General features: G+C 63.3%; 7 protein-coding genes, 2 tRNA genes and 1 pseudogene. 4 read left to right on the forward strand and 6 right to left on the reverse strand.

The features are described 5' to 3' along the window. Window positions 1–98 precede the first annotated feature (98 nt). Window positions 99–962 (reverse strand): methyl-accepting chemotaxis protein, encoded by an 864-nt coding sequence (locus KY379_RS27505; protein ID WP_397466352.1) that lies wholly within the window; start codon window positions 960–962, stop codon window positions 99–101. Continuing rightward, window positions 954–2,018, reverse strand: a pseudogene (locus KY379_RS27510) (methyl-accepting chemotaxis protein); the annotation flags it as partial. The gene KY379_RS27505 and the pseudogene KY379_RS27510, both read right to left, overlap by 9 nt. A gap of 228 nt (window positions 2,019–2,246) precedes the next feature. On the opposite strand from KY379_RS27510, the gene KY379_RS23065 reads away from it, so the two are divergent. Further along, a complete protein-coding gene (locus KY379_RS23065; RefSeq protein ID WP_261241520.1) occupies window positions 2,247–4,124 on the forward strand; it encodes a 1-acyl-sn-glycerol-3-phosphate acyltransferase in 1,878 nt (625 codons plus the stop codon). A 153-nt stretch (window positions 4,125–4,277) separates the two neighbouring features. On the opposite strand, the gene sugE is transcribed toward KY379_RS23065, so the two are convergent. From sugE to rdgC, 3 genes are all read right to left on the reverse strand, one after another. Beyond that, entirely contained in the window at window positions 4,278–4,595 is a 318-nt protein-coding gene (sugE, locus tag KY379_RS23070) for a quaternary ammonium compound efflux SMR transporter SugE (protein ID WP_136913400.1), read from the reverse strand. Window positions 4,596–4,716: 121 nt separating this feature from the next. Then, window positions 4,717–5,682, reverse strand: coding sequence for a bile acid:sodium symporter family protein (locus KY379_RS23075; RefSeq protein ID WP_261241519.1), 966 nt, complete (start codon window positions 5,680–5,682; stop codon window positions 4,717–4,719). Window positions 5,683–5,814: 132 nt separating this feature from the next. Beyond that, window positions 5,815–6,735: a recombination-associated protein RdgC gene (rdgC, locus tag KY379_RS23080; protein WP_261241518.1), complete on the reverse strand. Its 921-nt coding sequence runs from the start codon at window positions 6,733–6,735 to the stop codon at window positions 5,815–5,817. Window positions 6,736–6,952: 217 nt separating this feature from the next. On the opposite strand from rdgC, the gene KY379_RS23085 reads away from it, so the two are divergent. Continuing rightward, window positions 6,953–7,028, forward strand: a tRNA-Val gene (locus KY379_RS23085). Between the two features lie 13 nt (window positions 7,029–7,041). Next, a tRNA-Asp gene (locus KY379_RS23090) sits at window positions 7,042–7,118 on the forward strand. Between the two features lie 133 nt (window positions 7,119–7,251). Here KY379_RS23090 and map read toward each other — a convergent pair. Beyond that, a complete protein-coding gene (gene map / locus KY379_RS23095) occupies window positions 7,252–8,028 on the reverse strand; it encodes a type I methionyl aminopeptidase (RefSeq protein ID WP_133331106.1) in 777 nt (258 codons plus the stop codon). A 338-nt stretch (window positions 8,029–8,366) separates the two neighbouring features. Here map and KY379_RS23100 point away from each other — a divergent pair, with 338 nt between their 5' ends. Continuing rightward, on the forward strand, window positions 8,367–12,395 hold the full coding sequence (locus KY379_RS23100; protein ID WP_261241517.1) for a bifunctional nitrate reductase/sulfite reductase flavoprotein subunit alpha: 4,029 nt from the start codon (window positions 8,367–8,369) through the stop codon (window positions 12,393–12,395). Window positions 12,396–12,542 lie beyond the last annotated feature (147 nt).

The raw sequence follows: 12,542 nt of genomic DNA on the forward strand, positions 1-12,542 counted from the left end.
CAGCCCTGGTTTAATCTCGATCATGGGGCCGCAAAGCGGCCCCATATTGCTTAACTGTCTGGTATTAATCTTGGCTGCGGTGATGTGTGCCCCGACGTTTACAGGCGGAAGCGGCTGATCATCTGTTGCAACTGGCTGCCCAAGCGTGCCAGCTCGACGCTGGATGCCGACGTCTGCTGGCTGGCCTCGGCAGTCTGCTCGGAAATGTCCCGTACCGTCACCACGCTGCGGCTGATTTCCTCGGCGACCGCACTTTGCTGTTCCGAGGCCGCGGCGATCTGCTGGTTCATCGACTGGATCGCCGACACTCGCTGGGTAATGCCCTCCAGTGCCACGCCCGCCTCGCGGACCAGGGCGACGCTGCTCTCGGTCAGGCTCTGGCTTTCTTCCATCAACTCGCTGACCGACAGGGTGCCTTGCTCCAGGCTGCCGATCGCCGATTCAATCTCTAGTGTCGAGGCCTGGGTGCGCTGGGCCAGCCCACGGACTTCGTCGGCCACCACGGCGAAACCACGGCCTGCTTCGCCCGCACGCGCCGCCTCGATGGCGGCGTTGAGCGCCAGCAGGTTGGTTTGCTCGGCCACCGCCTTGATCACGTCCATGACCTTGCCGATACGCTGGCTTTCACTGCGCAAGGCGCCCATGGCCTGGCCGGTGGCGTCCACCTGGTTGGCCAGGCGGCCCATCTGGGCCACGGCACGGTTGACCACGCTGTCGCCTTCGCGGGCCTCCTCGTCGGTGGCGCTGGCCGCCTGGGAGGCTTCGCCGGCGTTACGCGCCACCTCGTGCACGGTCGCGGCCATTTCCTGCATGGCGGTCGCCACCTGGTCGGTTTCCACCTTCTGGCTGTTGGCGCCGGCGCTGGTCTGCTCGGTGATCGCCGAGAGCTCTTCGGTGGCGCTGGCAATCTGCGAAATGCCATCGCGGACCTGGGCGATCAGCTGGCGCAGGTTGCCCGTCATGCCTTGCAGCGCGTTCTGCAACTGGCCGACCTCGTCGCGGCGACGGGTGCTCGGCTGTTCACTGAGGTTACCGCTGGCCACCTGTTCCAAGGCACTCAACACTTGGCGCAACGGCTGGCTGATCTGGCGGCCGATGATGATCGCGGCCAGGGCCCCGAGCAGCAGAGCGAAGAGGGTGGTGACGATCTGCAGGGTCCTGGCGAACTGACTGTCCTGCTCCACTGATCGCGCCTGCGAGTCGAGCAGCTGACCGATCAAATCGGTGAGGGTATCGATGTCGTGGCCCATGGCGGCACGGTAGTCACCCAGCTTGCTGACTTGGCCGCGGAATGCCTCGACCGCCTCGGCATAGGCATGCACCTGCTGCTCGAGACGCTGGAACTCACCGGCGAAGCTGCCATTGAAGTGCGCCACCAGCCCCGGTAAGTCGTTCACCGTGGTAGCGATCTGCGTGTTCATCAGCTTTTCGGTGTCGGCATTGGAATTACCGGTGTAGCCGCGCACGTGGTAGCGCAGCAGGATCAGGTTCTCGCGGATCTGGTTGATCGCCTCGATACGGGCGAAGCGTTGCTCGGCGTCGGGCAACGAGCGAACCTGCTTGCGGATCGATTCGATGCTGGCGAAGGCGTTGGTGGCCAACACACCCATCTTCTTTTGTGCCGCGCGCATGGTCTGGTAGGCCTGCAAGCTCAGCGCCTGGTTACTGGCATAGGCCTTCAGCGTTTGATCGGCCTGGCTCAGCAGGGCCAGGTTTTCGGGCTTGGCCAGGGTCTGGCGCAGCTTTCCCAAGGGCCGCTCGAAAGCTTCCGTCGCCGCCTGCAGGGCCTTGCCTTCAGACTCGCTGCCGTTGGCCATGGCATGGCGCAAGCGCGCCTCGCGCAGATCGCCGAGGGCATCATTGAGTCCGGAGACGTCGCTGACCACCTCGCTGCGGCGCACCAGGCTGCCCATGCCGTTCCAGCTGATCAACGACTGGATCAGCGTGAGGGCCAGTACCAGGCCGAAGCCGAGGAAGAGTTTGTTGGCGATCTTCAGATCGCCGAACCAGGTAAACATGCTGCTGAGCTCCTTTCTTAGCGGGGGAGGAGACCGAGGGTCTGTTCCTTCTGATTAGATGCATTCATCTATATGAATTATCGGCAGATGTAACAGAATCTGAACTTTTACTTCAATAAAAATAGTGGCTCTATGCCATCAATTGCTGCCTCACGGTTTCCCATGCAGATTTGTGGCCTGGAAGGCCAGAAGTGCCTCCAATGAAAAAGCCCCCAGGGAACGAGGACGATGAGTCAACACTCGCAATTCACCTTGCTCGGCAAGCGACGCTTCCTGCCGTTCTTCATCACTCAGGCGCTGGGCGCCTTCAACGACAACCTGTTCAAGCAGTCACTGATCCTCGCCATTCTGTTCAAGCTCGGCTTCAGCGAAGGCGCCAGCGCTATGTGGGTGAACCTGTGTGCGCTGCTGTTCATCTTGCCGTTCTTCCTGTTCTCGGCACTGGGCGGCCAGTTCGGCGAGAAGTTCGCCAAGGACGCCTTGATCCGTTTCATCAAGCTGGCCGAGATCGTCATCATGGCTATCGGAGCCCTGGGTTTCGTCACCCACCACCTGACGCTGATGCTGGTGGCGCTGTTCGGCATGGGCACCCACTCGGCGCTGTTTGGCCCGGTGAAGTACTCGATCCTGCCCCAGGCCCTGCGCGAGCAGGAGCTGGTTGGTGGCAACGGCTTGGTGGAGATGGGCACCTTCCTGGCGATTCTTGCCGGGACCATCGGCGCCGGGGTAATGATGTCGGCCGAAAGCTACGCCACGGTGGTGGCCGGCGGGGTGGTCGGCACTGCGGTACTGGGCTACCTGGCCAGCCGCTGGATCCCCCGCGCCGCCGCGGCGTCACCGCAGATGGTGCTGGACTGGAACATCTTCAAGCAGTCCTGGGCGATCCTGCGCATGGGGTTAGGGCAGACCCCTGCAGTGTCGCGTTCGATCGTCGGCAACTCGTGGTTCTGGTTCGTCGGCGCCATCTATCTCACGCAGATCCCGGCCTACGCCAAGGACTGGCTGCACGGCGACAGCACCGCGGTGACCCTGGTGCTCACGCTGTTCTCGGTCGGCATCGCCCTGGGCTCGTTGCTGTGCGAGCGTCTGAGCGGTCGCAAGGTAGAAATCGGTCTGGTGCCTTTCGGCTCGTTCGGCCTGACTGTGTTCGGCCTGCTCTGGTGGTGGCACTCCGGTGACGTGCCGGCCGCAGCCACGCCACATGACTGGCTGGCGCTGCTGGGCATGCCGCAAGCCTGGTGGATCCTGGTATCGATCGTCGGCCTGGGAGTGTTCGGCGGTTTCTACATCGTGCCGCTGTACGCGCTGATCCAGGCGCGCACGGCCGAGGACGAGCGGGCCCGGGTGATCGCGGCCAACAACATCCTCAACGCTTTGTTCATGGTGGTGTCGGCGCTGCTGACCATGGTCCTGCTGGGCTTGGCCGACCTGAGCATTCCCCAGCTGTTCCTGGTAGTGTCGTTGCTCAATGTGCTGGTCAATGCCTACATATTCAGGATCGTGCCCGAGTTCACCATGCGCTTCCTGATCTGGTTGCTCAGCCACTCGATGTACCGTGTGCAGCACCGCGACCTCGAACGCATCCCAGACGAAGGCGCGGCATTGCTGGTGTGCAACCATGTCTCGTTCGTCGATGCGTTGCTGCTGGGAGGGGCGATCCGTCGGCCCATCCGCTTCGTCATGTACTACAAGATCTACAACCTTCCGGTACTCAATTTCGTCTTCCGCACGGCGGGGGCCATCCCGATTGCCGGGCGCAACGAAGACTTGGCTACCTACGAGCGTGCGTTTGCACGCATCGCTGAGTACCTGGCGGCGGGGGAGTTGGTGTGCATCTTCCCTGAAGGCAAGTTGACCGGCGATGGCGAGATCGATGTGTTCAAGGGCGGGGTCAGTCGGATCCTCGAGGAAACCCCGGTGCCGGTGATTCCTCTGGCATTACAGGGGCTGTGGGGGAGCTTTTTCAGCCGTGACCCGGCCAAGGGCTTCTTCAAGCGCCTGTGGTCGCGGGTGACCATCGTGGCGGGCGCCGCCATCCCGGTGGAGGCGGCGCAGCCCGAGGCATTGCGGGAGCAGGTGAGCCGCTTGCGTGGTGGTGTGCGTTAGGTAGGGGGTTCAGGTTCTTCGCGGCTGGCTTGGCATTGAGATTGGAGGGAGATCCATTTTGTGTAGCGCCGCTACATCCCTCGGACCAACCATCCAATCTCAAAGCCCCAAAGCCCCAGGCAATCCGAATCAACCTCATGGCAGGTGGAAGACTTAGCTGGCGCTGACCTTGAGCCCGATCAGTCCGGCCACGATCAGCGCCACGCTGACCAGCCGCACCAGGGCCATGGACTCGCCGAACAGGATGATGCCGGCAATCACCGTGCCGACCGCACCGACACCGGTCCAGATGGCATACGCGGTGCCCAGCGGCAGCTCTTTCATGGCAAGTCCGAGCAAGCCGAGGCTGATAGCCATGGCGGCGACGGTGAGGGCAGTGGGGAGCGGTTTACTGAAGCCGTCGGTGTATTTCAGGCCGACCGCCCAACCGACCTCGAACAGGCCGGCGAAGAACAGGATGATCCAGGACATGGTGAGTCTCCATCGTTGTCAATGATGGGGCCGTCCCCGAGATGGTCACGCGGTGCGTCGTGAGGTCGTCCTCACAGTGGGCAATATAGTGCACATTTGCCCGTCCTTGGGCAAGTCTGCATCAATGCCTGGCCGGCTCTGCGCTGTCGACCTCATCCGCAGGCGCTCGCATCCGTCTGAACCAGGTCGACAGCAGCGCCCCGGAAATATTGTGCCAAACACTGAACAGCGCGCTGGGCACCGCCGCCAGTGGCGAAAAGTGCGCCGCCGCCAAGGCTGCCCCCAGCCCGGAATTCTGCATGCCCACCTCCAAGGCCAGCGATTTACGCTGGGCCAGCGGTAGCTTGCAGAGCTTGCCGGTCAGGTACCCAAGCAGGTAACCGAAGCTGTTGTGCAGTACCACCACGGCCATGATCAAAAGGCCCGATTCGGCGATCTTCGCCTGGCTGGCGGCAACCACCGCGCAGACGATCATCACGATGCTCACCACCGACACCAGCGGCAGCACCTGCACCGCCAGTTGCACTCGGGCGCCGAGCAAGCGCTGGGCGACCACGCCGAGCACGATCGGCAGCATCACCAGCTGCAGGATCGACCAGAACATGTCCATGAAGGACACCGGCAGCCAAGCCGAGGCCAGGAACCAGATCAAGGCTGGGGTCAGCAGCGGTGCCAGCAGGGTAGTCACCCCGGCGATCGCCACCGCCAGTGCCAGGTCACCCTTGGATAGCCACACCATCACGTTCGATGCCGTGCCGCTCGGGCAGCAGCCGACCAGGATCACGCCCACGGCGATTTCCGCCGGCAGGTGAAACAGCTGGCACAGCACCCAGGCTATGGCGGGCATGATCAGAAAGTGCGCGACCACGCCCAGCAGCACGCGCCACGGCTGGCGGGCGAGGGCGGCGAAATCGTCGAGTTTGAGGGTCAGGCCCATGCCGAACATCACCAGGCCCAGCAGCGGTACGATGGCGACCTTCAGGGCGATGAACCACTGCGGTTGCAGGAAGGCCAGGCAGGCGAACACCAGTACCCAGAGGGCGAAGGTGTTGCCGACGAAGCGGCTGAAGGCGGCGAGGGCACGCATGGAAAACCTCCGGTTTCAGCTTCAAGTGGCAAGCTTCAAGCTGCAAGTGAAGACAGTGCGGTGCCGCATCGGACACCGTACTAATGCTTTTGATTGTTCTTGTAGCTTGCAGCTCGAAGCTTCCAGCTGCTTTTAGACCCCCTGCGGAATCTCTTCCCCACCCAGGGCTTCGAACAGCACCGGCAGAAACTCGGCAAAGGTCATCATCATCAGTTGGAAGCTGGCATCGAACTGCTGTGCTGCCTCATCGCCGCCATCTTGCTCGGCCTGCTCCTGCAGCAACTCTTCGAACTTCAGGCGCTTGATCACCATCTTGTCGTCGAGCACGAACGACAGCTTGTCCTGCCAGGCCAGGGCCAGCTGGGTGACCACCTTGCCGGTGCTCAGGTGCAGTTGGATTTCCTCGCTGGTCAGGTCCTGGCGTTTGCAACGCACGATGCCGCCGTCTTCGGCGGTGTCGCGCAGTTCGCACTCGTCCAGCACGTAGAATCCTTCGGCTGCCTGTTGCGACTTGACCCAGTCGGTCATGGTCACGCTCGGTGCGATCTTCACCGTGGCCGGGCGTACCGGCAGCGAGCCGATGACTTCGCGCAGGGTCGAGAGCAGGTCTTCGGCGCGCTTGGCGCTGGCCGAGTTGACCAGGATCATGCCCAGGCGCGGGGCAATGGCGGCGAAGATCATCGAGCGGCGGATGAAAGCGCGCGGCAGGAAGGCCTGGATGATCTCGTCCTTGATCTGGTCGCGTTCCTTCTTGTAGACCTTGCGCATCTGCTCGGTCTCGATCTCTTCGACCTTCTCCTTTACCGCATCGTTGACCACACTGCTCGGCAGGATGCGTTCTTCCTTGCGCGCGGCAATCAGCAGGAACTCACCGCTGACGTGCACCAGGGGAGCATCTTCGCCCTTGCCGAATGGCGCGACGAATCCGTAGGTGGTCAGCTCCTGGCTGGCGCAGGGGCGGGCAGGCTTGGTGGCCAGGGCGGCCTCCAGGGCTTGCGCCTCGAACGGTACTTCCTGGGTCAGACGGTAGGACAGCAGGTTCTTGAACCACATGAGGGGGAATCTCTCCTTAATGCATAAGGCGGGCATTATTCTCCGAGCGGCGTCCCGAGGCCAACCCTGTCAGAGGGCCATTAGCCCTATATAAGGAAAGAAATGCGCGGTAGCGCTAGGTCGTTGAAAGGGCTGAAAAATTTTTTTGAAAAAGTTTTAAAAAGTGCTTGCCAGGGTGCGGGGTCGTCCGTAGAATGCGCGCCACACCGAGACGAAAGGGTGATTAGCTCAGCCGGGAGAGCATCTGCCTTACAAGCAGAGGGTCGGCGGTTCGATCCCGTCATCACCCACCACTCGATGTATAGCGCAGCGGTAGTTCAGTCGGTTAGAATACCGGCCTGTCACGCCGGGGGTCGCGGGTTCGAGTCCCGTCCGCTGCGCCATATTCCAGCTTCCAGGGCCCACTGAACACCCGGAAGCCACAAAGAAAGCGACCTTAAGGTCGCTTTTTTTGTTTCTGTCTTTGCGCAGATTACGCCGGATCGCCGGGATACGGGGGCATAGGCCCCTGTCGCCTCAGCGGTGCCGCTCCTCCTCGCGCAGCGTCAGCACCTCGACCCCCTCTTCGGTCACTGCCACCGTATGCTCCCACTGTGCCGACAGGGCATGGTCACGGGTCACCACCGTCCAACCATCTTTCAGCGTCCGCGTACCGCGCCCACCCTGGTTGATCATCGGTTCGATGGTGAACACCATTCCGGGTTTGAGCTTCATCCCCATGCCGCGGTGGCCGAAATGCAGCACTTCCGGACCTTCGTGCATCTGCCTGCCGATACCGTGGCCGCAGTACTCGCGTACCACGCTGTAGCCTGCAGCTTCGGCATGAGTCTGGATGGCATGGCCGATATCACCCAGTGTCGCCCCAGGGCGTACTTGGGCGATGCCTTTCCACAGGGCTTCATAGGTCGTGTCGACCAGCCGCGCGGCCTCGTCGCTGATCCTGCCGATGCGATACATCTTCGACGAATCGGCGATGTAGCCTGCATGCTCGAGGGTGATGTCGACATTGATGATCGAGCCCTCCCGCAACACCTCGTCGGCTTTGGGAATGCCATGGCAGACCACGTGATCCACCGAGGTGTTGAGCGAGTAGGGAAAGCCATATTGGCCCTTGCTCGCTGGACGGGCCTTGAGGGTGTGGACGATGAAGGCGTCGGCGCGGTCGTTGATCTGCAGGGTGGTCACGCCGGGACGAATGAAACCGTCCAGGTCGGCGAACACCTGGGCCAGCAATTGGCCGGCGCGGCGCATCAGGTCGAGTTGCTCGGGGGTCTTGAGGATCACCTGGGACATGAGCGGAGGGCAGTATCTCGTGCTGGAATGTGCCCCAGCATAGCGCTATGGCGCTGCCGGTTGCCACCGAGTGGTGCGTTATCCGTGCCGTCCCTTTCGCGGGCAAACCCGCTCCCACAGGATCCATGCCGTCCTTCAAGCCTGGGGTAAACCTGTGGGAGCGGGCTTGCCCGCGAAAGGGCCGATACAGCTGGCCCATAAATTGCTGATCTCCTCATCCAGGGCCGTCAACGTCGATTGGCCCCCACACATCCACGACAAAGGCGCCGTGTTGCTCCGCTTGCCAAGCAAGCCGGGGCAGCCGGCGCCTTTTCGCGTTTCTGAAGGGAGACACGTCGATGACCACCAGTGAAGTGCGCAGCGTATGCCCCTACTGCGGCGTTGGTTGCGGCATCGTCATGACCGTGGCCGACGGCAAAGTCAGCAAGGTCGCCGGCGACAAGCAGCATCCGAGCAACTTCGGTCGCCTCTGCACCAAAGGCCTCACCGCCCACCTGCCTCTGACCCGTGGCCGCATGGAAGATGCCTACGTGCGCCAACAGCCTCATCAGGAACCGCTTCGTACCGCGTTGGATCAGGCCATCGGTGAGGCTGCCCAGCGCCTGCGCGGCATCATCGACAACCATGGGCCCGACGCCGTGGCACTGTACGTGTCCGGGCAGATGTCGCTGGAGGCGCAATACCTCGCTAACAAGCTGGCCAAGGGGTTCATCGGCACCCGTCATATCGAGTCCAACTCGCGTTTGTGCATGGCCAGCGCCGGCACCGGCTACAAACTCTCACTGGGCGCCGATGGGCCGCCAGGCAGTTATCAGGACTTCGAGCATGCCGAGGTGTTCCTGGTGATCGGTGCCAACATGGCTGACTGCCATCCGGTTCTCTTTTTACGCCTGCTCGACCGGGTCAAGGCCGGGGCCAAGTTGATCGTGGTAGACCCCCGGCGCACCGCCACCGCCGACAAGGCCGACCTGTTCCTGCAACTGCGCCCTGGCAGCGACCTGGCGTTGCTCAACGGCTTGCTTCACCTGCTGCACCACAACGGCCACACTGATCCCGCGTTCATTGCCCGGTACACCGAAGGCTGGGAAGCACTACCGGCGTTTCTCGAGGACTACACCCCCGAACGCGTCGCCGCTATCACCGGTCTGGCCGAAGCCGACCTGCGTCAGGCAGCCGAGTGGATCGGCAATGCCGGGCAGTGGATGAGCTGCTGGACCATGGGTCTGAACCAGAGCATCCATGGCACCTGGCACAGCAATGCGTTGTGCAACCTGCACCTGGCCACTGGCGCCATCTGCCGTCCGGGCAGCGGCCCGTTCTCGCTGACCGGCCAGCCCAACGCCATGGGTGGACGCGAGATGGGCTACATGGGCCCCGGCCTGCCGGGTCAGCGTTCGGCCCTGGTCGAGGGAGACCGTGCTTTCGTCGAACAGCAATGGGGCCTCACCGCCGGGACCCTGCGCGCCGAGGGGGGCGAAGGCACGGTCGCCTTGTTCGAGCAGATGAAGGCGGGCGAGGTGAAGGCCTGCTGGATCATCTGCAGTAACCCGGTCGCTAGCGTCGCCAATCGGCAACAGGTGATCGACGGTCTGCGCGCAGCCGAACTGGTCATCGCCCAGGACGCCTTTCTCGACACCGAGACCAACCGCTACGCCGATATCCTGCTGCCCGGCGCGCTTTGGGCCGAAGGCGAGGGGGTGATGATCAACAGCGAACGCAACCTGACCCTGATGCCGCGTGCCGTCATGCCCCCAGGGCAGAGCCTGCCCGACTGGCAAATCATCGCCCGCGTCGCCTGCGCCATGGGCTATGCCCACGCCTTCGACTACCCCGATGCCGAGGCCGTCTTCGACGAAATCCGGCGTTTCTGGAACCCCGCCAGCGGCTACGACCTGCGCGGTATCGACTATGCCGAGCTGCGCCAGAACCCGCGGCAATGGCCGTGCGCCCCAGGCCGTACCGACCGGCGCAACCCGCTACGCTATCTCAACGACGGCGCCAGCCAGCACCTGCTACTCGATACCCAGGGCAACAGGCCGGCGCTGGCCTTTCCGACAGTCAGCGGCAAGGCGCGATTCTTTGCCCGGCCCTGGCTGCCTGCTCCCGAACTGCCAGATGACGACTATCCACTGGTACTCAATACCGGCCGCGTCCAGCACCAATGGCACACCCTGACCAAGACCGGCAAGGTGCCGGCGCTGAACAAGCTCGAGCCCGGCCCTTTCGTCGAGATTCACCCCGAGGACGCCGAGCGTCTGGGGCTGCGCGACCAGGACCAGGTAGCCGTCCGTTCTCGTCGCGGCCAAACCGTGTTGCCGGCACGGATCAGCACCCGTGTGATGCCGGGCAACTGTTTCGTGCCGTTTCATTGGAACGATGTGTTCGGTGAGCGACTGGCAATCAACGCCGTGACCTGCGACGCGGTCGACCCGCAGTCCCTGCAGCCGGCCTTCAAACACTGCGCCGTGGCCCTGGAGCGGGTCGCCGGCGAGCGCATCGATGCCCTTGAGCTGAGCGCCACACCTCATCTGCCGGAGCCTGCCCGCATGCCGACCGCTACCTTGTCCCGCCTGCTTGGCCTGGACGCACTGCCTGCCCCTGTGCTGACCGAGGACGAGCGCCACTACCTGCAAGGCTTTTTGCTCGGGTTGGATCAGGCCGGTGCCGAAGGTGTGCCTCGCTTGCCGGTCAATGCACCGTTGGCGGCTTCCAGGCGACTGTTCGTCGATGGTTTGCTGGCGGGACTGTTCGCACAGTCGACGGCGGCGCCCGAGACGCTGATCGGCCCAGCGCATCACCGACTGCTTTGGGCTTCGCAAACCGGCAACAGCGAGGCTTTGGCCGAGCGTTGCGCCGAGCGGCTGCGCAGCGCCGGTCTCGCCGTACAGCTCGGGTGCATGGATGGGGTCAGTCCGCGACAGTTGCAAGGCGCCGCCAGCGTGGTGCTGATCGCCAGTACCTTCGGCGATGGCGATGCGCCTGATAGCGCCGGGGCTTTTTGGCAGGCGTTGCAAGGCGAGGAAGGTGCCCATTGCGCCGACCTGCCTTACGCCGTGCTGGCCCTGGGCGATTCCAGCTACGACCAGTTCTGCGCTTTTGGCCGCAAGCTCGACCAGCGTCTGGCTGAGTTGGGCGGGCGTCGTTTGTTGCCACGTGTCGACTGTGAACCTGACTACGACGAGGCGTTCACCACTTGGCTGGAAGCCCTGCTGCCAGCCTTGGACAACGGTGCCGCGGTTGCCCCAGGCTCGAGACCGGCGCCGACTGCGCCCTATGGCAAGCAACGGCCGTACCTCGCACGCCTGCTGGAAAACCGCGTACTCAATGGCCCAGGCGCGAGCAAGGAGACCCGCCAGCTGGTGTTCGACCTGGCCGGTAGCGGCTTCACCTACCAGGCCGGCGATGCTCTGGGGGTATGGCCACGTAACTGTCCGGCGCTGGTCGAGGAGTTGCTCGGCCTGATGCGCTTGGACGGTGGGACTCCGGTCGAGCTCAAGGGACAGCCGACGATGCCCCTGGCCCAGGCGCTGGAAGCCCACCTGGAAATCGCCAAGATCACCCCGCAGCAGTTGCAGGTCTTCAGCCACAACGCCGCCGATCTGCAGCGGCTGTTGCACCCTGACTGCAAGGCCGAGTTGCAGGAGTGGCTGTGGGGCAGGCAGTTGGTCGATGTCCTGCATTCCTTCCCCCAGGATCTGCCATTGACTACCTGGCTCGAATTGCTCAAGCCGTTGCAGCCGCGGCTGTACTCGATCAGCTCCAGCCCCCTGGCCCATCCCGGGCAGGTGCACCTGACCGTGTCGACCGTGCGCCATGGCCGGCGCAAGGGAGTCTGTTCGACGTTTCTGGCCGACCGCGCCGAGGCGTTGGAAGTGGCGATCTTCCCTCAGGTGTCGAAGCATTTTCGCCTGCCTGAGGACGATGATGTGGCCGTCATCATGGTAGGGCCCGGCACCGGTATCGCGCCGTTTCGCGCGTTCCTCGAAGAACGTGAGGCGCGGGGAGCCAAGGGCGGCAACTGGCTGTTCTTCGGCGAGCAATACGCCGCCACCGATTTCTATTACCAAGACCAGTTACAGGCCTGGCAGGCTGCGGGGCACCTGCGCCTGGACACGGCGTTCTCGCGGGACCAGGCCGAGAAGATCTACGTACAACAGCGCCTGCGCGAGCAAGGTGCGCAGCTGTGGCAATGGCTGCAGGCCGGAGCGTACTTCTATGTCTGTGGCGATGCCCAGCGCATGGCCAAGGACGTCGATGCAGCCTTGCGCGAGATCGTCGCCGAGCATGGCGGCATGGATCTGGCGGCGGCTGCTGCCTATGTCGAGGAGCTGGGCAGGGCCAAGCGTTATCGGCGTGATGTGTATTGAAGTGCCCCAGGATGGGGAGGGGTGCACTGTGGATGTGCATTGGTTGTGCTGGCCTCTTCGCGGGTAAACCCGCTCCTACAGGAACCTCGCACGGCCAGCCCCCTGTAGGAGCGGGTTTACCCGCGAAGAGGCCGGCACAGACATATA

This window comes from Pseudomonas sp. HD6422, from assembly GCF_025377065.1.
Lineage (GTDB): Bacteria > Pseudomonadota > Gammaproteobacteria > Pseudomonadales > Pseudomonadaceae > Aquipseudomonas > Aquipseudomonas putida_U.